This is a genomic window from Bacillus sp. 275, assembly GCF_001999205.1.
Taxonomy (GTDB): Bacteria; Bacillota; Bacilli; order Bacillales; family Bacillaceae; genus Bacillus; species Bacillus velezensis.
In genome coordinates, this window is record NZ_CP019626.1 from 3,840,656 (window position 1) to 3,862,996 (window position 22,341).

At 43.7% G+C, this 22,341-nt stretch carries 27 protein-coding genes, 2 pseudogenes and 1 riboswitch; of the genes and pseudogenes, 17 read left to right on the forward strand and 12 right to left on the reverse strand.

What is annotated here, in order from left to right; translation table 11 throughout:
* Nucleotides 1–18: 18 nt before the first annotated feature.
* The 3 genes from BZ167_RS18900 (at nucleotide 19) to pbuX (ending at nucleotide 3,739) form a co-directional block, all read left to right on the forward strand.
* Nucleotides 19–1,521, forward strand: coding sequence for a carboxypeptidase M32 (locus BZ167_RS18900; protein ID WP_061860661.1), 1,503 nt, complete (start codon nucleotides 19–21; stop codon nucleotides 1,519–1,521).
* Between the two features lie 133 nt (nucleotides 1,522–1,654).
* Nucleotides 1,655–1,754: riboswitch (purine riboswitch) on the forward strand.
* Nucleotides 1,755–1,853: 99 nt separating this feature from the next.
* Nucleotides 1,854–2,438, forward strand: a complete 585-nt coding sequence (gene xpt, locus BZ167_RS18905) for a xanthine phosphoribosyltransferase (protein ID WP_077392176.1) — start codon at nucleotides 1,854–1,856, stop codon at nucleotides 2,436–2,438.
* Nucleotides 2,435–3,739 (forward strand): xanthine permease PbuX, encoded by a 1,305-nt coding sequence (pbuX, locus tag BZ167_RS18910; RefSeq protein ID WP_077392177.1) that lies wholly within the window; start codon nucleotides 2,435–2,437, stop codon nucleotides 3,737–3,739. The genes xpt and pbuX overlap by 4 nt, the downstream gene beginning before the upstream one ends.
* A 244-nt stretch (nucleotides 3,740–3,983) precedes the next feature.
* Here pbuX and BZ167_RS18915 read toward each other — a convergent pair whose 3' ends face one another.
* Nucleotides 3,984–4,259, reverse strand: a complete 276-nt coding sequence (locus BZ167_RS18915; protein ID WP_039254755.1) for a hypothetical protein — start codon at nucleotides 4,257–4,259, stop codon at nucleotides 3,984–3,986.
* Nucleotides 4,260–4,604: 345 nt separating this feature from the next.
* On the opposite strand from BZ167_RS18915, the gene BZ167_RS18920 reads away from it, so the two are divergent.
* Nucleotides 4,605–5,171, forward strand: a complete 567-nt coding sequence (locus tag BZ167_RS18920) for a cysteine hydrolase family protein (protein ID WP_060674169.1) — start codon at nucleotides 4,605–4,607, stop codon at nucleotides 5,169–5,171.
* A 244-nt stretch (nucleotides 5,172–5,415) separates the two neighbouring features.
* On the opposite strand, the pseudogene BZ167_RS18925 reads toward BZ167_RS18920, so the two are convergent.
* Together BZ167_RS18925 and BZ167_RS18930 are read right to left on the reverse strand one after the other, a co-directional pair.
* A pseudogene (locus BZ167_RS18925) lies at nucleotides 5,416–5,976 on the reverse strand (DUF421 domain-containing protein).
* A 736-nt stretch (nucleotides 5,977–6,712) separates the two neighbouring features.
* Nucleotides 6,713–6,976: a hypothetical protein gene (locus BZ167_RS18930; protein WP_032866282.1), complete on the reverse strand. Its 264-nt coding sequence runs from the start codon at nucleotides 6,974–6,976 to the stop codon at nucleotides 6,713–6,715.
* A gap of 222 nt (nucleotides 6,977–7,198) precedes the next feature.
* On the opposite strand from BZ167_RS18930, the gene BZ167_RS18935 reads away from it, so the two are divergent.
* Complete coding sequence (locus BZ167_RS18935; RefSeq protein ID WP_077392178.1) at nucleotides 7,199–7,507, forward strand: MGMT family protein; 309 nt, start codon at nucleotides 7,199–7,201, stop codon at nucleotides 7,505–7,507.
* A 28-nt stretch (nucleotides 7,508–7,535) separates the two neighbouring features.
* Here the strand turns inward: BZ167_RS18935 and BZ167_RS18940 are convergent, their stop codons facing one another.
* A complete protein-coding gene (locus BZ167_RS18940) occupies nucleotides 7,536–8,144 on the reverse strand; it encodes a GNAT family N-acetyltransferase (protein WP_040238003.1) in 609 nt (202 codons plus the stop codon).
* 165 nt (nucleotides 8,145–8,309) lie between these two features.
* Here BZ167_RS18940 and BZ167_RS18945 point away from each other — a divergent pair, with 165 nt between their 5' ends.
* From BZ167_RS18945 to BZ167_RS18965, 7 genes are all read left to right on the forward strand, one after another.
* Entirely contained in the window at nucleotides 8,310–9,410 is a 1,101-nt protein-coding gene (locus tag BZ167_RS18945; RefSeq protein ID WP_015417689.1) for a type III polyketide synthase, read from the forward strand.
* On the forward strand, nucleotides 9,410–9,916 hold the full coding sequence (locus BZ167_RS18950; RefSeq protein WP_003153565.1) for an isoprenylcysteine carboxyl methyltransferase family protein: 507 nt from the start codon (nucleotides 9,410–9,412) through the stop codon (nucleotides 9,914–9,916). The genes BZ167_RS18945 and BZ167_RS18950 overlap by 1 nt, the downstream gene beginning before the upstream one ends.
* 72 nt (nucleotides 9,917–9,988) lie before the next feature.
* Nucleotides 9,989–10,084, forward strand: coding sequence for a Fur-regulated basic protein FbpC (fbpC, locus tag BZ167_RS20220; RefSeq protein ID WP_025284905.1), 96 nt, complete (start codon nucleotides 9,989–9,991; stop codon nucleotides 10,082–10,084).
* Between the two features lie 183 nt (nucleotides 10,085–10,267).
* A complete protein-coding gene (locus BZ167_RS18955) occupies nucleotides 10,268–13,849 on the forward strand; it encodes a dynamin GTPase (protein ID WP_077392179.1) in 3,582 nt (1,193 codons plus the stop codon).
* A 68-nt stretch (nucleotides 13,850–13,917) separates the two neighbouring features.
* Nucleotides 13,918–14,175 (forward strand): YpbS family protein, encoded by a 258-nt coding sequence (locus tag BZ167_RS18960; RefSeq protein ID WP_007409514.1) that lies wholly within the window; start codon nucleotides 13,918–13,920, stop codon nucleotides 14,173–14,175.
* A gap of 76 nt (nucleotides 14,176–14,251) precedes the next feature.
* Nucleotides 14,252–14,395: a hypothetical protein gene (locus BZ167_RS20225; protein WP_003153570.1), complete on the forward strand. Its 144-nt coding sequence runs from the start codon at nucleotides 14,252–14,254 to the stop codon at nucleotides 14,393–14,395.
* A gap of 95 nt (nucleotides 14,396–14,490) precedes the next feature.
* Nucleotides 14,491–15,378 (forward strand): 5'-3' exonuclease, encoded by an 888-nt coding sequence (locus BZ167_RS18965; protein WP_033574702.1) that lies wholly within the window; start codon nucleotides 14,491–14,493, stop codon nucleotides 15,376–15,378.
* A 5-nt stretch (nucleotides 15,379–15,383) separates the two neighbouring features.
* Here BZ167_RS18965 and sspL read toward each other — a convergent pair whose 3' ends face one another.
* The 3 genes from sspL to BZ167_RS18980 are packed head-to-tail and all read right to left on the reverse strand — an operon-like array spanning nucleotide 15,384 to nucleotide 16,643.
* Nucleotides 15,384–15,512, reverse strand: a complete 129-nt coding sequence (sspL, locus tag BZ167_RS18970; RefSeq protein ID WP_003153575.1) for a small, acid-soluble spore protein L — start codon at nucleotides 15,510–15,512, stop codon at nucleotides 15,384–15,386.
* A 51-nt stretch (nucleotides 15,513–15,563) separates the two neighbouring features.
* On the reverse strand, nucleotides 15,564–15,956 hold the full coding sequence (locus tag BZ167_RS18975; RefSeq protein ID WP_025649782.1) for a reverse transcriptase-like protein: 393 nt from the start codon (nucleotides 15,954–15,956) through the stop codon (nucleotides 15,564–15,566).
* A 6-nt stretch (nucleotides 15,957–15,962) separates the two neighbouring features.
* Nucleotides 15,963–16,643: a queuosine precursor transporter gene (locus BZ167_RS18980; RefSeq protein ID WP_077392180.1), complete on the reverse strand. Its 681-nt coding sequence runs from the start codon at nucleotides 16,641–16,643 to the stop codon at nucleotides 15,963–15,965.
* An 81-nt stretch (nucleotides 16,644–16,724) separates the two neighbouring features.
* Here BZ167_RS18980 and BZ167_RS18985 point away from each other — a divergent pair, with 81 nt between their 5' ends.
* Together BZ167_RS18985 and BZ167_RS18990 are read left to right on the forward strand one after the other, a co-directional pair.
* Nucleotides 16,725–17,396 carry a ribonuclease H family protein gene (locus BZ167_RS18985; protein ID WP_014418166.1) on the forward strand — a complete coding sequence of 224 codons (672 nt, stop codon included), beginning with the start codon at nucleotides 16,725–16,727 and terminating at the stop codon, nucleotides 17,394–17,396.
* A 2-nt stretch (nucleotides 17,397–17,398) separates the two neighbouring features.
* Nucleotides 17,399–17,581 (forward strand): zinc-finger domain-containing protein, encoded by a 183-nt coding sequence (locus BZ167_RS18990; RefSeq protein ID WP_061860655.1) that lies wholly within the window; start codon nucleotides 17,399–17,401, stop codon nucleotides 17,579–17,581.
* Nucleotides 17,582–17,607: 26 nt separating this feature from the next.
* Here BZ167_RS18990 and BZ167_RS18995 read toward each other — a convergent pair whose 3' ends face one another.
* Nucleotides 17,608–17,865, reverse strand: a complete 258-nt coding sequence (locus BZ167_RS18995; protein ID WP_007409519.1) for a DUF2564 family protein — start codon at nucleotides 17,863–17,865, stop codon at nucleotides 17,608–17,610.
* A 161-nt stretch (nucleotides 17,866–18,026) separates the two neighbouring features.
* Here BZ167_RS18995 and BZ167_RS19000 point away from each other — a divergent pair, with 161 nt between their 5' ends.
* Nucleotides 18,027–18,209, forward strand: coding sequence for a hypothetical protein (locus BZ167_RS19000; protein WP_012117812.1), 183 nt, complete (start codon nucleotides 18,027–18,029; stop codon nucleotides 18,207–18,209).
* A 51-nt stretch (nucleotides 18,210–18,260) separates the two neighbouring features.
* On the opposite strand, the gene cspD is transcribed toward BZ167_RS19000, so the two are convergent.
* The 4 genes and pseudogenes from cspD to metA all read right to left on the reverse strand — a co-directional run bounded on the left by cspD (nucleotide 18,261) and on the right by metA (nucleotide 20,954).
* Nucleotides 18,261–18,461, reverse strand: a complete 201-nt coding sequence (gene cspD / locus BZ167_RS19005) for a cold-shock protein CspD (protein ID WP_003153604.1) — start codon at nucleotides 18,459–18,461, stop codon at nucleotides 18,261–18,263.
* A gap of 15 nt (nucleotides 18,462–18,476) precedes the next feature.
* Nucleotides 18,477–18,588, reverse strand: a pseudogene (locus tag BZ167_RS20230) (hypothetical protein); the annotation flags it as partial.
* Nucleotides 18,589–18,681: 93 nt separating this feature from the next.
* Entirely contained in the window at nucleotides 18,682–19,824 is a 1,143-nt protein-coding gene (locus tag BZ167_RS19010) for a diglucosyl diacylglycerol synthase (RefSeq protein ID WP_015417683.1), read from the reverse strand.
* A gap of 224 nt (nucleotides 19,825–20,048) precedes the next feature.
* Complete coding sequence (metA, locus tag BZ167_RS19015) at nucleotides 20,049–20,954, reverse strand: homoserine O-acetyltransferase MetA (RefSeq protein ID WP_015417682.1); 906 nt, start codon at nucleotides 20,952–20,954, stop codon at nucleotides 20,049–20,051.
* Between the two features lie 283 nt (nucleotides 20,955–21,237).
* On the opposite strand from metA, the gene BZ167_RS19020 reads away from it, so the two are divergent.
* Together BZ167_RS19020 and BZ167_RS19025 are read left to right on the forward strand one after the other, a co-directional pair.
* Complete coding sequence (locus BZ167_RS19020) at nucleotides 21,238–21,720, forward strand: glutathione peroxidase (RefSeq protein WP_033574699.1); 483 nt, start codon at nucleotides 21,238–21,240, stop codon at nucleotides 21,718–21,720.
* Nucleotides 21,721–21,731: 11 nt separating this feature from the next.
* Nucleotides 21,732–22,340 carry an HD domain-containing protein gene (locus BZ167_RS19025; protein WP_033574698.1) on the forward strand — a complete coding sequence of 203 codons (609 nt, stop codon included), beginning with the start codon at nucleotides 21,732–21,734 and terminating at the stop codon, nucleotides 22,338–22,340.
* Nucleotide 22,341 lies beyond the last annotated feature (1 nt).

A 22,341-nucleotide genomic window follows, 5' to 3' on the forward strand; every position in this document is an offset into this window, starting at 1 on the left:
AAAGGGAGGGGAACGGATATGGATTTACATACATATGAAAAAGAGTTTTTTGATCTGTTAAAAAGGGTGTCCCACTATGAAGAAGCCATTGCGCTTATGCATTGGGACTTAAGAACGGGAGCCCCAAAAAAAGGCTCTGATGACCGGGCGGAAAGCATCGGACAGCTGTCGGCTGACGTTTTTCAAATCCAGACATCCGACCGGATGAAAGAGCTGATTGACATCCTTCTCGCGCATGCAGAGGAGCTCTCTGAAGATACAGTGAAAGCGGCGGAACTTGCGAAAAAAGATTATGATCATAATAAAAAAATTCCTGAAGATGAGTATAAAGAATATGTCATTTTAACATCGAAAGCTGAAACGGCTTGGGAGGATGCAAAGGCGGCCTCTGATTTCTCTATGTTTGCTCCGTACCTTGAGAAGCTGATTGATTTTAATAAACGGTTTATTTCGTATTGGGGCTATGAAGATCATCCATACAACGCATTGCTCGATATTTTCGAACCGGGTGTTACGGTAAAGGTGCTGGATCAGCTGTTTTCTGAATTGAAGGAAGCGATTATTCCGCTTATCAAAAAAGTGACGGAATCCGGCAATAAACCGGACACTTCCTTTATAACGAAAACGTTTTCGAAAGAACAACAAAGAGCCCTCTCCTTGTATTTCTTAAAAGAGTTCGGGTATGATTTTGACGGCGGCCGCCTGGACGAGACGGTGCATCCGTTTGCGACGACAATCAACCGGGGCGATGTGCGGGTGACGACCAGATATGACGAAAACGATTTCCGCACGGCAATTTTCGGAACGATTCATGAATGCGGGCATGCGATCTACGAGCAGAATATTGACGAAGCGCTGAGCGGAACGAACTTATCTGATGGTGCATCCATGGGAATTCATGAATCCCAATCATTATTTTATGAAAACTTTACCGCCAGAAATCAACATTTCTGGACCGCCTATTATGAAAAAATGGTTGAGGCTTCGCCTGATCAATTTCAAGATGTGAAAAGAGAGGACTTTGTACGCGCCGTAAATGAGGCGAAACCGACATTTATCCGAATTGAAGCCGATGAGCTGACATATCCGCTTCATATTATTATCCGTTATGAAATTGAAAAAGCGATTTTCAGCAATGAAGTGACAGTGGAAGAACTGCCTGCATTGTGGAATCAAAAATATCATGATTATTTAGGCATTACGCCGCCATCTGACGCAAAAGGCATTTTGCAGGACGTACATTGGGCGGGCGGCGATTTCGGCTATTTCCCTTCCTATGCGCTAGGATATATGTATGCGGCACAGCTGAAGCATACCATGCTTGACGATCTGCCTGAATTTGACCAATTAATAGAACGGGGCGATTTTGAGCCGATCAAACAATGGCTGACAGAAAAGGTTCATCAGCACGGAAGACGCAAAATGCCGCTTGACATCATAAAAGATGCAACGGGAGAAGAGCTGAACGTTCAATATCTCATTGAGTATCTCGTCGGCAAATATTCAAATTTATATTTATAAACGAAACGCCCGGTATACACCGGGTGTTTTTCTAAAAATTCCAAAAACACGAATAATCGAAAACCAATTCTTTGTAAAAGTTCGGACATATTCAAATTTCACTATGCAAAAGAAGTGTATCTTGTTATAATTTGATTAATATCATACGAACACTCATATAATCGCGTGGATATGGCACGCAAGTTTCTACCGGTCACCGTAAATGTCCGACTATGAGTGAGCAATGGGACGGCTTTATTCGGCCGTTGCGTGTAGATCATTCGGCATTGCTTGCTCTTTTTTTGGAGAGCGGGCAATGCTTTTTTTATTTTTTATAAGCGGGGGTAATCATTGTGGAAGCATTAAAACGAAAAATAGCAGAAGACGGAATTGTTCTTTCTGATCAAGTGCTGAAAGTGGATTCTTTTTTAAACCATCAAATTGATCCGGTTCTCATGCAGCAGATCGGCCGGGAATTTGCGCGCCGTTTTGAAAAAGACGAGATAACCAAAATCGTCACAATTGAATCTTCGGGCATTGCCCCTGCGGTGATGGCCGGCCTTGAACTCGGCGTTCCCGTCATCTTTGCGAGAAAAAGGAAGTCTCTCACATTAACGGATGATCTGCTGACGGCATCCGTCTATTCTTTCACGAAAAAAACAGAAAGTCAGATTGCAATCTCCGGAAGTCATCTGTCGAAAGATGACCGCGTGTTAATCATTGACGACTTTTTAGCGAACGGACAGGCGGCAGAAGGACTTTTATCCATTGTAAAACAAGCAGGCGCAGCGGTTTGCGGGATCGGAATCGTCATTGAAAAGTCATTTCAGCCGGGAAGAGATGAGCTGGTGAAAAAAGGATGCCGGGTCGAATCACTGGCGAGAATTCAATCGCTTGAAGACGGAAAAGTGACATTTGTACAGGAGGTCCGTTCATGAAAAACGGCTATGCCAAAACACTTTCACTCGGTATTCAGCACGTGCTTGCCATGTATGCCGGCGCCGTCGTCGTTCCCTTAATTGTAGGAGCGGCATTGGGACTGAACGCAGAACAGCTGACATATCTCGTATCAATTGACATTTTTATGTGCGGGGCGGCTACGCTGCTTCAAGTATGGAGGAATAAATGTTTCGGCATCGGCTTGCCCGTTGTGCTCGGCTGTACGTTCACCGCGGTAGCGCCGATTATTTCCATCGGTAAGGAGTACGGGATTTCAGCCATTTACGGAAGCATTTTGGCATCGGGTCTGCTTGTCATTCTGCTGTCGTTTTTCTTCGGCAAGCTCGTATCCTTTTTCCCGCCTGTGGTAACCGGATCTGTCGTGACGATTATCGGGATGACCTTAATGCCGGTCGCGATGAATCATATTGCCGGCGGGGAAGGCAGCAAGGATTTCGGTGATCCGGCTAACCTTGCCCTCGGATTTACGGTGCTCGTCATCATCGTGCTGCTTTATCGGTTTACAAAAGGATTTTTGAAATCCATTTCGATTTTAATCGGCATTGTCATCGGGACGGCCATCGCATATTTTATGGGAAAAGTGCAATTTGACAATGTGGCGAATGCTGACGCAATTCAAATGATTAAACCGTTTTACTTCGGGATGCCGACATTTCATGCGGCACCGATTATTACGATGTCCATCGTTGCCATTGTCAGCCTTGTTGAGTCAACCGGCGTCTATTTCGCTCTCGGTGACCTGACAAACCGGCGCCTGTCTGAACGTGATTTAGCAAAAGGCTACCGTGCGGAAGGCCTGGCGGTATTCATCAGCGGCATTTTTAATGCTTTTCCGTACACGGCTTATTCCCAAAACGTCGGCCTCGTGCAGCTGACGGGAATTAAGAAAAACGCGGTTATCGGTGTCACGGGCGCACTTTTAATGCTGTTCGGCCTTTTTCCGAAAATCGCAGCCTTCACGACCATCATCCCGTCTTCCGTACTGGGAGGCGCGATGGTGGCCATGTTCGGCATGGTCATCTCCTACGGCATTAAAATGCTCAGTCAAATTGACTTTAAAAAGCAGGAAAACCTTCTGATTGTCGCGTGTTCGGTCGGATTGGGACTCGGTGTAACCGTCGTTCCCGATATGTTTAAGCACCTGCCGTCTTACTTAAATCTGCTGACCACAAACGGAATCGTCGCCGGAAGCTTTACCGCCGTCCTTTTGAATATTATTTATAATATGATTCCTAAAACGAAAAAAACCCTTGATGTGACAAGGGTTCAAGAGGGTTAGTTATCCGTTTTCTTTAAAATAACATCTTATTTTATCCAGATCGAGGATGCTTCCGAAAGTTGATGAACTTTTTGCGAGGCATTCTCTTTTTTTATTAGTTTCATTGTTTGAAAAGAAACAAATTGAGTGATGAGGCATCCGCCTTATTTCGCCGAAAAACCGTCCCGGACTATATGTACGTGAACGAGTATCTTGTGCACGGATCCTTACAAATGAGAGTGAAAAGAAGGGAAAGCCCCTTTTTTTAATTAATCCATCCTTCAAAAGTTGCGCGATAGAACCCTTCGATTATCTCTACTTTCTTAAGGTAATATGTAACACCATTCTTAACAGTTGTATTTGGGATATCCCATCTATGAAGGTAATCTATTGTAAAAGAATCTTTGGTCGCTTGTGTCGAAATTTTTGTTTGAGTTGAGTCGCTATTTGTATGACCAGGGCTAGATGCAAAAGCAGGGGCAGCGGAAACGAGTAAAGCGAGAGACAAGGCAGAACCAGTTAAAACTTTTTTTAATTTCATTTTGAACACTCCTTTGTTTTTTAATACACTTGTATTATTACATACAATACAAAAATAACCAAGGGTTTTTTTGTTAATATTTTGTGAGCGTGAATGTAGTTAGGGGCAGTCCTTTCATTCACTATTGCGGCTTATTTCAGAATATTGATAAGTATATAGAGAAAAAGAGTTGAATATTGCTGGCTTCTGGTGAGCTGCAGCTTTTGAGTGCTTGCTTTTAGCTATTCCAGCGCTTTTCCAACGGGGAAGGTGCGATATGAAATTTAACACTGAAACAATTGTACAAAAGTAAAATCTTTATTTAAAATGTTATAAATACGAATTTTCAATATAGGAGGTTATCTGATGGCAGAAAAGAAAAAAGCTTTAATCATTGTGGATGTACAAAAAGCCTTTGATGATAAAAAGTGGGGAGAACGAAATAACGTAAAGGCGGAAGAAAATATCAGCAAAATACTGAAATTATGGAGAGAAAAAGGATGGACAGTCATATACATACAACATATTTCTGATAAATCTGGTTCTTTATTTTATCCAAAAAATGAGGGGGTCGCTATAAAGGAAATCGTTAAACCTATGGATAAAGAAGTCATTATAACCAAGAAAGTAAACAGCAGCTTTATTGGGACTAATCTAGAAGAGCTCTTAAAAGCAAATGATATAACAACTGTCGTAATCACTGGCTTGACTACGCCGCACTGTGTTTCAACAACCACAAGGATGAGCGGTAATTTAGGATTTGATACATACCTGATTTCAGATGCAACAGCAGCTTTCGGAATGAGAGACCAAAATGATACATATTATGATGCAGAGACTATTCACAATATATCTCTGGCCACGTTGCATGATGAATTTGCCACAATATTAACGACTGATCAATTAATCAATGATTTTATAAAAACAAACTGATTAACATTATGGCTAAGGCCGGCGGTAGGGATAGGCGGCTGAAATTCAGGCGCATACAAGGACCTCTTCGGAAAATACGGGGGTTGCCGACTCTTTTCATCGTCGCAATATCGATTGAAAAAAGGCATCTGCTTCAGATGCTTTTTTTGTTTCTTGTAAACCGGTTTCGGTAAAAAATGACGGTTAACGGTCTGATTCGGTTTCGGTTTTGAATAACAAAAGGCTTTACTAATCAGCGAATTATTCAGTGCTGAGTCTGGTGTTTTTTGATTTCCTCGAATAGATTGGCTTGATCATCTTTTTGAGGCTGAGGCTCTTTGTTATGACATTTTGGATCGATCACATTTTTAAGGTCTTTGATGGTTAAAGGCTTACAGTCATCTTTTAATTCGTAGCCTAATTGTCCATTAGCTTCTAAAGTGGCATATTTAATTGTGTTTATATTTGAAATGCCAAGAAGTCTTAAACGCATTTCGAGTTGATCTGCTGTCAGTCTCAGCTTCTTTAAGTTTTCTATATTGAGTTGGCCGTCTTCTATAACGAATTTAGATTTTCCGGTTAAAAAAATTCAATCCAGTTTACTTTTACTTGAAACCATTCCATCACAATCAAAGCGTTAGAAAGAATAGACGCAGCGATTAATGTTTTCACTGGTTTCTAAAATGGGGTGAACGATAATCGTACCGATTGAAATCATCACCATTGTCTGTGCAATGGTCATTTGTGCAATGGATTTTCTCCCTGAAATTCTCAGTAAGATCATTCCGAATACAATTATAATTAATTCTTCCCAAGCAAATCTCATGTTATCACCCTGGGTTGTGTTTTATCAAAAATAAAAGAGCAAGTAAGAGGTTTTATGGGGTACTTGCTCACGAAAAATTATTGCCCTTACATTTGATAACTAAAGAGGGGAGGAAAAACATTCCATGGCCTTTTGTTTACGTCAGCATATATCAAGAATAGAGTTACCTTAACATGAGCTGGGGAACTCAAGCGTCCATAGAAATGTTCTGAAGGATCTGGATTGATTCTTCGTAAAGAGTTGAGGCTCGGCTTTTGGATAGACATGTGATTCACTAAAGTGCTGCAGGATCCGATCAAAAAACCTATGGCAGGAGAGAATTTTAGATTATGTGTTTTTGCGTCTAAAAGCAGAAAACAGTACGACTGATAATGATCATCGGGTGAAATGAAATTACGCACCTAGGTGCTGTATGTTGGATCAATTATAAAAGGAAGTGAAACTAGAAAAAGGGGCAAAGCCCCCTTCATATTAGTAACAGCGCTCATCATTCCCATACCAGATTCCGTTCCGGAAAGAAACTCCTTTTAGATACCAATTGTTGATATCGTCCAGCAGTTGCAAAAGCAGAAGGTGCTGATACAAGTAGAGCAAGAGATAATTCAGAATCTGTCACAATTTTTAATTTTGACACTTTTTAGGTACATGTTAGCAATCATTTATTCTCTTATCGGCACGGTAACATACGGATTATTTTTAGTTGTTGCTTAGAACAAACATTCCGCGTCATGAAAAATCAGCTTTTGTAGACGGCTGTCCAAGTGCCATCAGCACCATGGAAGGTGATGTTGTCTAAATAATAGGTGATTCCATTCCGGTAAATTGAAGTAGGATAATCAGGGCCGGAACCATTAAGTATGAACGTCGCCAAAGCAGATACTTCCTTCGTTTTACTTTCTGCAGAAGGTGTATCAGCCGGACCTGCGGCAAAAGCAGGGGCGGCAGAACAGAGTAAAGCGAGTGATAGGGCTGAGCCGGCTAAAGCTTTTTTCATTTTCATTGTAAACACTCCTTTTCTTTTTTTAATACAATTGTATTATTACATATTATGTTAAATATGTACATGCTTATCTTTGTTAATTTTTTGTGAACAAACAGATAATCTATTTAAACGCAGAGATGAAATAAGTATGATGATGAAGCAATTATCATCTATAAATATAAGATCAGAAAGTGGCTGATTTTCTCAAAAATCATCTGCTCTTGCGAAATGAGGAGTTGCATGACATTTACGGAACGGGCCGTAGCCATTATCAAACAGATTCCTGAAGGAAAAGTGATGACGTATGGTCAACTTGCCGATCTTGCGGGAAGTCCGCGGGGAGCGAGGCAGGTTGTGAGGATTCTTCACTCCATGAGTAAAAAGCATCGTCTTCCTTGGCACAGGGTCATCAATGCAAAGGGCGAAATCGGATTGAGAGACGAAGAGATGTTTTCTGTACAGAAGCTGTCTCTTGAAGCTGAGGGGGTAGCGGTCACGTCAGACGGACGGATCGATCTCAATTTATACGTATATGATCCGAATATGTAAAAAAACCTGCCATATATCGGCAGGTTTTTCAGTTATATGCTTTGAGCCGGCCAGAAAGGTTTTGCCGGATATAAGGCCATTCCTCCCGAAGGATGGAGTAGTAGGCGGTATCTCTAAGACCGCCGTCGACAGCCGGAATGTGTGCGCGGCGGATCCCTTCAAATTGGGCTCCGATCCGCAAAATCGCAGTCCGTGAGCGCTGGTTGCGAACGTCGGTTTTCAGCGTCACCCTGACAGCTTGCCACACGTCAAACGCATGCGTCAGCATCAGAAGTTTACATTCCGTATTGACACCGGTCCGCTGCACGGCAGAGGCATACCATGTGCTGCCGATCTCACACACTTCCGGAGCTGCGTCCGCCGGCCGCGTAAACACTTTCACATCCATAAACCGCGTGCTACCGATGATTCGGTCTGTTTCAAGACTCCGTACTGCAAAAGGCAATGCAAGTCCTTTTTCATAATCGGACAGCGCGCGCTCAATATAACGCTTTGTTTCTTCGATTCCGTCAGGAACATGGGTGTAAGCGTAAGTCGTCCTATTTTCTGAACCAGCGTCACAAAGTGCCTGAGTGTGATCAATCGCCAGCGGCTCTAACTGAACGAGTGATCCTTTAAGAATGACAGGCTTCAGCATTCCTATCACAACCTTTTTTTATGAATGGATTAAGTATAGTCGAAGAGTTTCTTATTCAAAAGGGCCAATTTCCTATTAAAATGGCATGTCAGTGAAATCCTCGATTCAAACTTATGCATACATTCAGGAAAAAAGCGGAAACCTTTATGTAAAGAGGTGATGGGCATGGCATATGTGTTATCTGTCGGAACGAGCATTCCGAAGTATCATGTCTCGCAAGAAACGGCGGCGGATTTTGCGAGAGGGATGTTTGCCGATTCATTTAAGGATATTGATCGGCTGTTAAAAGCCTTTCAAAACGGCGAAATTGAATCAAGGCAGTTTGTCCGGCCGATTGAATGGTATAAAACGGCACGGGGTTTTTCAGAAAAAAACCGGCTGTATACGGAAGAAACCGTCAAGCACAGTGCGGATGCGGCACTTGATTGTTTAACAAACCCAGATTGTTTAACAAATCCCTTTCCATATGAAAAAGTGGATGCTATCTTTTTTATTTCCAGCACCGGGCTTTCGACACCCAGCATTGAAGCGAAAGTGATGAATCAGCTTCCGTTTTCTGCGAAAACAAAACGGATACCGATCTGGGGCTTAGGATGCGCGGGCGGAGCGGCCGGCCTGTCCAGGGCGTACGAATACTGCCGCGCGTATCCTGAAGCATACGTGCTTGTCATCGCGGCTGAACTCTGCAGCTTAACGTTTCAGCCTAACGACAAGTCAAAAAGCAACTTAATCGGAACTTCTCTGTTTGCGGACGGAATTGCCGCAGTACTAATCGGAGGAGAAAAGGCGAACCGAAACGACGTCAAACAGCCGCTTCTTCCGCGGATATTCGCCACTCAATCGGTGATGATGCCGGATGCGGAAGATGTGATGGGCTGGGAATTCACCGACAGCGGTTTTCAAGTCATTTTTTCAAGAGACATTCCCACCCTGGTTTCACAGTGGCTGAAGGACAATGTTGATGAATTTTTATTTGAATATGGTGTCAGTCCTCACGACATTAAAACCTTTCTTGCCCATCCAGGCGGGAAAAAGGTCATTGACGCCTATTTAACGAGTCTTTCAATGGACACCGGTCAGCTTGCGGCATCTCGGAAGGTGCTGCAAAAACACGGGAACATGTCTTCCGCAACTATTTTTCATGTGATAAAAGAACAGTTGCTCCGCGGACGGCAGAAAGAAAACGAAAAAGGGCTGATCGGCGCTCTCGGGCCGGGATTTTCGTCTGAGCTTTTGCTGTTCAGCTGGGAAAAGGGGGCTTCTTAATGTTTTGGCTGTTTATCATGCTGCTTGCGGCCCAGCGGATTGCGGAGATGATCGTGGCCCGGCGCAATGAGCAAAAGGTGAAAAAGCAAGGCGCAGTCGAATACGGAGAAGGACATTATCCCTTTCTCGTCCTGATGCACGTGCTCTTTTTCGTCTCTCTTACAGCTGAGGTGGCGGCGTTTCAAAAAACGCTTTCTCCAAGGTGGGCCGCCATTATATGTATTATTTTATTTGTACAGGGGATCAGGTATTGGGCGCTATTATCATTAGGGCGGTATTGGAATACGAAAATCCTTGTCGTGCCGGATGCGGAGCTTGTCAGAAAGGGGCCGTACAGGTGGATGAAGCACCCGAACTACGCGGTCGTCATCTTAGAATTTATTTTTCTGCCGCTGTTATACGGAGCGTATTGGACACTGTTTCTCTTTTCGATTCTCAATGCCTGCATGCTCACTGTGAGGATTCGCGCCGAAGAGAAAGCGCTAGAAGAAAACACCGCAAAATAGAGATTGAAAATCATTCTCACTCATGATAAGATGTAAATATGAAAATGATTCTCATTCAAGGTGGTGCCGAAAATGACAATGTTATTTTTATTTGCAGCCGTTTGTACATACAGTGTTTTAATTGGTTTCGTATTGAAAAAAGTTTCGAATAAATCGATGTCTTCTTAAACATCTGCGGTTTTTCCTGCCGCGGGTGTTTTTTCTTTATCAGCTGCCGATATCGGCGGCTTTTTTGCGTTTCCTGAAGAAAAGTGAGCCATTCTTGTGTAAAATGGGGGAGAGGTTTTTTTCAGAGCTTTCTAAAAATGAAAAACGTCATTTGATGCGACAGACACAAAGGGGTAAAGACACATGACAGAAGAAGAACGCCATAACAGGGAGATTTTCAGCAGAACGGGTGCCTTATACGCACAATTTTTGGATCATCAGGATGAAAAACGGGCCGATCAGCTCGCGGCCATTATGAAAAAAGCGGCTGATGAAGAGGTTTATATCGCGTTTACCGGGCATTATTCGGCCGGAAAGTCCTCTTTATTAAACACATTGCTCGGTGAAGACATACTGCCGACAAGCCCGATTCCCACAAGCGCCAACCTCGTTGTCATTCGGCACGGTGAAGATAAAGTCGTGCTTCATACGACGGGGGGGGCTTATGCAGAAATTAAAGGAAGTTACGATAAAGAACAAGTGCAGCAATTCTGTAAAGACGGTGAGCAAATTGAAACGGTGGAAGTCTATGCCGGCTTTAAGGAGTCAGAGCCTTATGCGGCCTACATTGACACACCGGGAATTGATTCGACGGACGAAGCGCACTTTTTATCTGCCGCTTCGGTTCTCCATCAGGCTGATGCTTTATTTTACGTCGTTCATTATAATCACGTTCATTCAGAAGAAAATATGCTGTTTCTCAGCTCCATCAAAGACCGTATTCCGAATTTGTTTCTGATCGTCAACCAAATTGATAGGCATGATGAAACCGAAACGAAGTTTGAAGAGTACCGCAGGCAGGTGGAAGATATGCTTGAAGGCGCAGGAATACCGAAAGAATCGCTTTTCTTTACGTCTGTCACTGAGCCTGACCATCCTTTAAACGGCATGGAACAGCTGAAAAAACATCTGCAGAAGCTGAAACAGCAGGCAAAAACAAATTTATGGTCCTTAACGGAGAGAAAAGTTGCACACTTAGTCAAAGAGCATACAGAGATGCTCGTAAAAGATGATAAAAACGGCAGCGGAGAGCAGTTTGACAAACAAGAAGCACTTGTCCGTTCTGTTGAAGATGAGCTTAAAAAAGCCGTTCAACAGGCTGAAATAGCAGAGAAAGACATCAGAAAAGACGTGCAGAACATATTGCAAAACGCTAATCTGACACCCTTTGAGATGAGGGAGCTTGCATCTGCTTATATTGAATCACAGCAGCCCTCATTTAAAACCGGATTATTCTTTTCAAAAGCGAAAACGGCTTCGGAAAAAGAAAGAAGGCATGCTGAATTTTTTGCCGATATTAAAAAAAGAACGGAAGGGGAAGCGGATTGGCATATTATCGACACATTTACGAAAGCGGCCAAGCGGTATGAAGCGGATTCGGACGAACTGATCAAGAAAATCCAGGCGTACCGCACACCGCTTTCTGATGATATCACCGCTCAGGCCCTTAAGCAGGGAGCGGCCTTTTCATCTGAATACGTATTAACTTATACGAAAGACCTCGCTGAAATGATCAGAAGGGAAGCCAAAAGACAGACAGCGGAACTCATTGAGGAGCTGACCGCTTATGTTCAGACAAAAAACGGACCGCTCATTGAGAACTTGAAAAACCGGCTCGAAAAAGAAAAGAAAATAAGGGATGAGCTCGCGCAATCGGCAAAAGAAGAACGCAATGCCTTGGAAAAAGCAGCCCGCGTCCGCGCTTTGTGGGAAGAAGAATTGACCTGTGATACGGGAAGCGGCGACTGGTATACGCGAAAAAAACGCCTTGCGAAAGTGCCCGTCCAAAAAGAGAAACCAAAAGAGGCTGTACAGCATGAAGTAAGCAAGCCCGAAAAAAATGCGATGAAGGAACTCCCTATAAAAGAGCAGACTGATCGGTTCTATGAGCTTGCCGGGATTCTTGAATCCTCGAACATATTAGGAAAACAGGCAGAAGCCTTTCGAAGCAGGATTGAGCGGCTTGAAAACCGCCAGTTTACCTTGGCGTTATTCGGCGGATTCAGTTCCGGTAAATCATCATTTGCAAATGCGCTGGTCGGTGAATACGTGCTTCCGTCATCACCGACGCCCACAACGGCTACGATCAACAAAATAACGAAACCGCAAGACGGCAAACCGCATAAATCTGCGGAGATCGTTTTTAAAACGGAAGAGGAGCTGGATGCTGAAATGCTTCAGCTGACTGAGCTGAAAGACGCTGACGTAAAGGGGCGTTCACTGAAAGAGAGATGGAATTATGCCATTAAAAAGGGAAAAATTCCGGATGAACTCATCCCGGTGATTCAGACGATGCTGCAGGCGTTTGATGCGTATGAAGAACAGATCCGTCAAAGGCTGACACTGTCGGTGCCGGTTGAAGATTTAAAACCGTACGCAGCCGAAGAAAAAACGGCCTGCTGCGTAAAAGAAGTCACCGTGTATTATGATTCGCCTCTCACGCAAAAAGGCATCACCATTGTTGATACGCCGGGAGCAAGCAGTATAAACAAGCGCCATACGGAACTTGCCTTTCAATATATAAAAGATGCTGACGCGTTCTTTTATATGACGTACTATCAGCATTCTTTTTCAAAAGGAGACAGGTCCTTTCTGAAGAAACTCGGCCTCGTCAAAGAATCATTCGGCATGGATAAAATGTTTTTTGTCATTAACGCCGCCGATCTGGCCAAAACCGAAAGCGAACTGGAAACCGTCAAAGACTATGTCCGCTCAGAACTCTCAAAAGAGGGGATTAACCGGCCGAAATTATATCATGTCTCAAGTAAAGAAGAGCTTGCGGGTAAAAAAGTAGCTTTTTATAACAGGTTCTCTGATGTAAGAACCGGGCTTGAGCACTTTATTGAGGAAGATGTAATGAGGGCCAGCTGCGCCCAGCTGAAAACAGAGGCGGACAAATTGTGCGATATGGTGGAACAGCTTCACGAATCTCTTCACCAGTCGGCAGAAGAAAAAGAGAAAAAGAAACAGCGTCTGGAGTTCTCCTATGAAAAAGCTCTCGCTGACATTTCAAAGCGCCGTACGTCTGAGGTCATCATTCGAAAAGTGATGAAAGATACGGAAGAACAGCTCTACCACATTAAACATCGCCTGACGTTTTATGCGAATGATATGCTGAAAACCGCCTTCCATCCGGGTCTTCAAAACGGTGATTGGAAACGAAATATATCAGCGGCGCTGAATGAAGCGCTCAAGGAATTCCGTTTTGAATATATTCAAGAGCTGAAAACGCTCGATATCCGAATGACCGGTTTTATTGAGCGCCATATGACTGAGGAATGGATGGAAAACTGTCAGAAGAAGCTTATGGAAGACGGAGATTTCTCCATTTATGTGAGCGGCGAAAACGAATTTGCCGTTCAGCTGAAAGAGGTCGCTCCGGTCATTGACGTCTCGGCATTCTCACATCACGTAAAGGAAGTTAAATCACCGAAGCAGTTTTTTGAACAGAACGGAAAAGCAGCGTTTGTAGAAGGGCTCAGGCTGAGCCTGCAAAAAGTGACAGAAAAGTGGCTTGAGCAGGAGAAAGAAAGCCTTTCAGAGCGATATGCTGAGCAGGTGCGCCGTCTGCAAGAAGACATGGCGGATAAAAGCCTGTCCCAGATCCGCGAGCAGCGGGACACTTATTTACAAGGTCTTGCGGAAAATACGAGTGCAAGGGAAATTGAACACCTTTATGAAGCCGAAAAAGCATGGAAAAAGAAAGATGAAATGCTGAAAATTTAAAAATCCGGTTGGCGGGCAGATAACAGTCGTGGTAGACTAAAATGAAAAAAAGCGAGATGAAACCTTTTATGTCAGAAGTCCATAAAGCAATTTCAGCACATTCCGCAAAACAGCATCAGCACGTCAAAACATTTGTACAGCTTGATTATGAGCGTGAACAGGCCATTGAAGAAGCCATTGTAAAATGCAGACAGAATAAACCGTTCACGACAGATGCCATCAATGGCATCACCGCAAAAATGAACCAGCTGGCGAAAAAGGGCATCGTGCCGCAAAGACAATTCGTAAGTGAAGAGATGGTGAAAGAATTCGTCAGCAGACAGTAATGGATGAACCTGCCGCGTGTGTCATCAGCGCTTGCTGTACATACTATCCGTATCTTCTCTAAAGGGGGATATGACCATGGGCAGAACAAAACTGGGAAACAGAAATGCTCAGCAGAATAACAATGCCAAAAAGAAAAACGGCTTCGGACAGAAATTTGATTCTTATGCCGGCCGTGAAGCTGAAAAGCTGATGGCAAGCAATAAAAGACACGGTGAGTAAACGTGACGGCAGCATCTTCCAAATGGGGGGATGCTGTTTTTTTACCGCCTTCTTTGGTAAAATAGGAACATTGAATAAAAAAGGAGTTTCGATATATGAATAATAAATTACTGCTCGTTGACGGCATGGCGCTTTTGTTCCGCTCGTTTTTCGCGACGGCCGTTCATCGCAATTTTATGATAAATGAAAACGGAATTCCCACAAACGGAGTCAACGGTTTTTTAAAGCATCTTATTACGGCTGTTGATACGTTTCAGCCCACACATGTCGTCTGCTGCTGGGATATGGGAAGCAAAACGTACCGCAATGATTTGTTTCAAGATTATAAGGCCAACAGAAGCGAACCGCCGCTAGAGCTGATTCCGCAATTTGATCTAGCGAAAGAAGCAGCGCGAGAGCTCGGTTTTTTAAACATCGGCATAAAAGGCTATGAGGCGGATGACTGTATCGGTACGCTTTCTGCCCTATTTTCCGGGGAAGCGGAAATTACGATTGTAACGGGTGATAAAGATCTGCTTCAATTGCTGAATCATCAAGTTCAAGTAGCGCTGCTGCAAAAGGGTATCGGTAATTATAAGGTATATACAGATGAGATATTCAGAGAAGAAACGGGAGTTCCTCCAAAAGCGCTGATTGACATTAAGGCGCTGATGGGAGACACGAGCGATAACTATCCCGGCGTTAAAGGGATCGGGGAAAAAACGGCGTACAAGCTGATCCGTGAATATCAAAACATAGACCGGTTATTAGAAAGCCTCGCTCTCTTGCCGAAGGGCCAGCAAACGAAAATTCAGCAAAGCTTGAAAGAATTGGAGATGTCAAGGCAGCTTGCTGAAATACATTGCGAGGTGCCGTTAGTCTGTACGCTGGAAGAAGCGCTTTTTTCATTAAAGATGGAAGAGGCGGCATTAATGCTCAGACGTCATCAGATAAAAGGAATTGAAAGGATGCTCGAAAAGCTGAACGCCAGAGAGATCAGCTGATCCCTCTAGCGTTTTGTATTGCTTTTTTTTGCGTTGTTTTCAAGGGCTGATTTCGGGTCTTTATGCGCATTTCCTTCCATATTTCCCTGAGGATTCACGCCCCCGGTCAGCCGGCCTTTATTTTCTTTTCTCATAGCTGTTCACCTCATTTGTAGGATGAACAGTGAGACGCAATTTCATTCCGGTTATTTATTCAGCCGAATCGCTTTTTTTGCGAGCTGATCGGCTGTTTGGTTTTGTCTGCCGGGAATCCACTTAATGAAAAACAATGGAAATCCGGCCTTTAAGCGGATGATTTCGTCCACAAACGGCTGGAAAGCCTTGTTTTTAACCGCTTCAAGATCTGCGGCCCGCTCCACGATATCCGAATCCGTCCGGAATGACACGGACTCAAATCCGCGGGCGGCACACAGCTTCATTCCTTCAATTAAAGCGAGAAATTCAGCTTCCTGATTTGAATGGTCGCCGATCGGAATTGAGAAAGATTCTGTTTTCCCATCATGTTTAATAAAAATACCGATACCGGACGGGCCCGGGTTTCCGGCGCTTGCACCGTCCACGTAAATTTCAGCGGGCATCATCCGTCACTCTCCCTTCGGTGTCATTCGTTTTGCCATATACGCATAAGGGACAGAAATGAGTGATACCGCAAATTTAATCAGGTAAGTTGAAATGAAGATGCTGAACCATACGCCCGCGGAATAAACGCCGATAAAGGCCACGGCAGTGAAGATAAATGTATCCAGCAGCTGGCTGAGCGCCGTGCTTCCGCTGTTTCTGAGCCAGAGAAGCCTGTCTGAAGGAAAGATTCTCCGAATGGCTGAATATACATAAACATCTATCGTTTGGCTGAAAATAAAAGCCAAGAGGCTTCCGAGCGCAACACGCGGCAGAAAACCGAAAATCGTCTCAAGGGCAGGCTGTGCAATATCTGACGCAGCCGGTTTATATAAAAGAGCCCCCTGCATAGCGCATGTCAAAGCGAGCAGAGTGGAAAACCCGAGCCAGACGGCTTTGCGCGCTTCCCTGGGACCGTATTTTTCATTCAGCACATCCGTTGCGAAGAAAACGGTGCCGTACATGATATTTCCCAGTGTCGCCGTAAGCCCGAACAGCTCGACTGTTTTGACAACCTGCAAGTTGGCGCACACCGTGGCGAAACCGATCCATACGAATAGGCCCGTTTTGCCAAATCCTTTATAAAACAGAAGAACAATGATAAAATGAATGACCGCAAATAAGATCCATAACACATCGTTAAACAAAACCTGCTGACTTCCTTTCAATTTGAGAATGGTTTGATTATAGCACACGCCCGTCAACTAATGAATGGTAAGGTGATTTCAATGAATCTTAAGCCGTATATCGAAATAGAAGCAAAAGGAACAGGCCCTGTCGCGTTTTTTTCCGAAGATTGGCTGACCGTTCCGAAAGCGCGCATGCTTGCAAGAGAAGTCAGCCGCTTTCCTTATATAAAAGACATTTATTTTGAGGATGAAAAAGGCGCGAGCTGGACGCTTAAAGAATTAGAAAAGCTTACTGAAGAGCTTGCGCACGAACCTGACGACATTACAGTGTATTTCGACGGCGGCTTTGACAAAACAAGCGGACGCGCCGGACTCGGAATTGTCGTGTATTATTCTCTCGGCGGCAAGCGGCACCGCATACGAAAAAACAAAAGCTTAACGCTTCAGACGAACAATGAGGCGGAATATGCCGCTTTATACGAAGCGCTTAAGGAAGTGCAGGAACTTGGCGCAAGCAGAAATTCAATCACGATAAGAGGGGATTCCCTCGTCGTTTTGCATCAGCTTGACGGCAGCTGGCCGTGTTATGATGAAACGCAAAACGAATGGCTGGATAAAATTGAAGCGCTGCTCGAATCCTTAAAGCTGACACCGACATATGAAGCCGTAAACCGAAAGGAAAATCAAGAAGCGGATGACCTTGCCAGAAAAATTCTCTCGGACCGGCAGATTGAAAGCCGTATAACATTAGAAGGTAACGGAGATGACTGATATTGGATAAAAAAAGCATTTATAAAGAATTGACAGAGCTTCAGGATGAATATTGCACAGACTGTTTCGTAAAAAAGCATTTCCGCAAAGAGTTTGGAAAAACGCACGCTCATTCTTTCTGCATCAAGCAATGCACGGTGGGGGAGAAGCTGAAAGCCTACGGCAAGGTGCTGACAAATCAATAAAAAATAAAACCGCAGCTTCTGCGGTTTTATTTTTCGAATTCATCGAGCTGATGCTGGCAATCGTCGAGAAGCATTCGCTGCTTTTGCAGAAAATCCTGGTCGAGAGCTTGCAGTTCACTGGATTGTGACATTGTTCTGGCATCCTGAATCGCCTGGTAAGCAGATTCCACCAAAGTTGAATTTTGGCCCCGGGTAGCCGCTCCCGTTGTTTTCTGGGCCGTTTCCACCGCTAATTCAAGCTGGCGTTTATCCGTCAGTCCGTTTGGGAAAAATTCAGAGTCCATTAAAAAACACCTCCGCAAATAGTTTGGAGATTTTTTTTAGAAATATGTACGGAAAATAGAAAAAAATATAGAAAATAAGCCGATATAACTATTGAACCTGATTAATTAGGGCTTATTTACTATTATTCAGGGTATCTTGGGAGAGAAGGGAAAAACCAGCCGTGAATGATAAAGATTTAAAAACAATCCTTCAGCAGACATTTAAAGAAATATACGGTGATTTGGGAAGTTTAGCGGAAATGGCAAAAAAAGGAATGCCGTCAATGGAGAAACAAATTGAAGAAATCGAGCAGCGCTGCAAGCAGAATCTTGTCGCAATTGAGATTCAGACGGCAATCAAATAGGAGAGGCATACGCCTCTCCTCTATTTGTCATCTGATCAACATGTATTGAGTTTAGAGTTTTACAACATTAGAAGCTTGAGGTCCACGATTACCTTCGACAATTTCAAAAGAAACTTCTTGTCCTTCTTCTAATGATTTGTATCCTTCTCCTTCGATAGCAGTGAAGTGAACAAATACGTCGTCTCCGCCTTCAACTTCGATGAAGCCGAATCCTTTTTCGTTATTGAACCATTTTACTTTACCGTTTTGCATATTGCTTAATTCCTCCTAGTACTGTAGCACCTTCGTGCTAAAAAAAATTTTGTCATCATCCAACCGTACGTATGTAAACGTTGTTAAATGATGGTTCAACTATACACCATATGGGAGCGGACGTCAAGCGGCCGCTCCCTATTTTTTATCTTTATTTTTCCAGTCACAAAGCTTAACCGAAAAAAACAAAAAGCACACGAATCGTTCGTGTGCTTTTCTTTTACGATAATGCCATATCCGCCTTTTCGGCCATCATTTCAGATTCTTTTATAATGTCCTGCAAAATGACTTCAGAGGAGTTAGGGAGGTGCAGGCTTTTAATATTGTCCTTCATCCGGTTCAGCTTCTCCTCATCCGCGAGAAGGGAGGTGACAGACTCTAAAATTTCTTCGTGGCGGTTGACCACGACAGCCGCACCGCGATCTTCAAAGAAAATGGCATTTTCTTTTTCCTGTCCGGGAACCGGTTTGTACAAAATAACGGGTACTCCGATCGCCGTCGCTTCCGTCAGTGTGATGCCGCCCGGTTTCGTGATCATACAGTCCGTAATACGGAACAGCTCGTCAATTCTTTCTACATAGCCCAGAACTTTCAGCCGGTCGGCATTGTCACCTTCCAAGCTGCTGAGGGATTCTTTCAGCGAGCTGTTTTTGCCGCATACCACCACAACCTGCACCTGATCGTCATGAACGAGATTTTCGCACAGTTCTTTTACGTTTTTCAGCACACCATGCGCTCCCGCCATAATAAGAAGAACTTTTTTGTCGGGAGAGAGATTGTATTTTTTATAAATCGGCTCTTTCGGCATCGATTCCTCGAATTGAGGCCTGATGGGAATGCCCGTGATCTTTACGTTGTTCGGGTGAGTGCCGATTTCAATCAGTTTTTCCTTCACGTAATCTGTGGCGACATAATATTTATCAACATTTTCATGAACCCAGATTTTGTGAAGGCAGAAATCGGTCATAACGTTGAACGTCGGGATCACTTTTCCGGTTCTCCGTCTGTATTCCGGTACGACAATCATCGGAAATGTATTGATAATAATGTCCGGCTTATGCTCTTCGACGAGCTGGCCTAAACGTTTATTTCCCATTTTAAAATAAATATTGAATTTGCGTTTATTATAGATTTTGTCAACTCCGTAATAAAACAAACGATAAAACTGTTTCCCGATTGAGAAGCTTTTTAAATAAAGGTATTGAGTAACCTCTGAAACAATCGGATTTGACTCTTGATACAAATTGGAAACCGTCACATCTAAGCCGAGACGCAGACATTGTTCGTAGAGCGTTTTGGCCACTTGAACATGCCCGTTTCCGTAATTTGCAGTCAAAATTAATACTTTTTTATTGGTATTCAAGTAAATTCACCTCAATGTAATCAACAACAAGCAAGCTTCATGCATCGTAAGGAGTTATTGTCTATAGATAAACATAACACAAGTGCATCATTTTATAATAAGCGCGGCAACATATTTAAACTAAATTTAATTGATATGTTCCATTATTTTAAAGTTTTGTTATACGCATACTGAATCAAGAGTATTTTATCATATTTTTGTCACCGTATCACTCAAAACAAAAATTAATCCCATTCATACGGGGTTTCCTGATATACGTAATAATTCAGCCAATTCATAAACAATAACGTTGCATGAGCTTTCCAGCGGTTAACAGGTTCTTTCCCGCCGGGCGCAAAATAGTGCTTAGGAGCTTCTACGTTTGAAAGATTTCTCTCTATGTCTCTCTCATACTCCTGAAGTAGCGTATCGGTATCATATTCCGGATGACCCGTTAAGAAAATCTGTTTTTCGTCTTTTGAAACGATTAAACAGACCCCCGCTTCCTCTGAAACGCTGAGCACATCCAGATCCGAAGCCGATTGCAGCTGCTCCTTATTAATATCTGTATGCCGTGAGTGGGGCACATAGTATAGCTCGTCAAATCCTCTTACCAATCTCTCATGTTTTTTAAGAACGGTATGCTCAAACACACCGAAGATTTTTTTCGGCAGCTCCACTTTCTCAATGCCGTAATGATAGTATAAACCGGCTTGAGCGCCCCAGCAGATATGGAGGGTTGAAGTGACGTTAGTTTTGCTCCATTCCATGATTTCCTTCAATTCTTCCCAGTAAGAAACATCTTCAAACGGCAGGTGCTCAATCGGAGCCCCGGTAATAATCATTCCGTCAAACCGTTTGTGGCGGATGCTGGAAAAATCCGTATAAAATTCATCCAGATGCTGCCTTGCCGTATTTTTTGGAGTATGTGTGCTCGGAATTAAGAACGTAAAGTGAACTTGTAAAGGTGAATTCCCAAGCATCCTGAGGAGCTGGGTTTCCGTTTGGATTTTTTTCGGCATCAGATTTAAAATCACGATCTTCTGCGGCCGGATATCCTGATGAAAAGCCCGGCTTTCATCCATTACAAAGATGTGTTCACTTTCAAGCACCTGCTTAGCGGGCAGGTGATTTGGTATATTAATAGGCAACATGCCACCTCCGTTATTCCCCGTTAATTTTCTTCATTATAGAAATTTTTAAGCCATTTTTCAATCCATCCCGGCGTAATAAACCGCATTTAACGCATAATGACGGGGATAAAAGCGGCAAATAGGCATAAATTCGGAGCGGCTCTTTATTATGACGGGTAAAGAGCCGTTTGGTTCCTCGAAAAAAACATTTTCCGTTAAGTGGAAGGAAAAAGCGGTTGCCGTTTGTTTTGCAGTGTAAAACAGGTAAAATAAATGAAGAATGTAAAAAGGAGGGCCGCAGATGACAATTTACGATATAAACGTACGGACCATAACAGGCGAAGACATGACGCTATCGGCTTACAGAGGCAAGGTGATGATCATTGTGAATACAGCAAGCAAATGCGGGTTCACATCCCAGCTCAAGCAGCTTCAGGAGCTCTATGATACATATCGGGAGGAAGGTCTTGAAATATTGGGATTTCCCTGCAACCAATTCATGAACCAAGAACCTGGAAACGAAGCGGAAATTCAAGAGTTCTGTGTGAAAAACTACGGAGTCACATTCCCGATGTTTGCGAAAGTTGATGTCAATGGAGCAGACGCTCATCCTCTCTTCACATATCTGACGGAAAAGGCGAAGGGGATGCTCGGCACAAAAGCGGTCAAATGGAATTTCACTAAGTTTATCGTGGACCGAAACGGTGAAGTCACCGGGCGTTTTTCACCGAACGTCAACCCAAAAGAGCTTGAAGATACGGTGCAGAGGCTTTTGGCCCGATAAGAGGTGATACGGTGAACGAAAAAGAGCAGCTGGAAAGCGTCAGGAATTGGGTCAGAGAAAAGCTTATCAATGAACGAACGGGCCATGACTGGCTTCATATTTCCCGGGTCGCAACACTTTCTGTTTATATGGCAAAAGAAGAAGGCGCCGACTTATTTATCACTGAGACGGCCGCGCTGGTTCATGATCTGATTGACGACAAGCTCGAAAAAAGCGAAAGGCTGACGGCAGGCGAAGTGACAGAACGGCTGGCTGCTTTCAACATTGCGGATGGCTCCATTCAGGAGATCGCGGATATTATCACGAGAATGTCATTCAGACACAGGGAACTGCTGATAAAGCGGCCGCTTTCATTGGAGGGGAAAGTTGTTCAGGATGCAGACATGCTTGATGCGATCGGCGCAGCGGGCATCGGCAGGGCTTTTATGTTTGCCGGGGCGAAGGGTCATCCGATGTACGGAACTCAAACAAGTGTGCTGGCCCATATAGAGGATAAATTAATCAAGCTTAAAGGCTTAATGAATACAAAAGCGGGGGCCGGTTTAGCAGAGGAGCGGCATCAATTTCTTTTACAGTTCGCCGCCCGTATCCAAAAAGAGGCCGGCATTTGCAAAAGCTAAG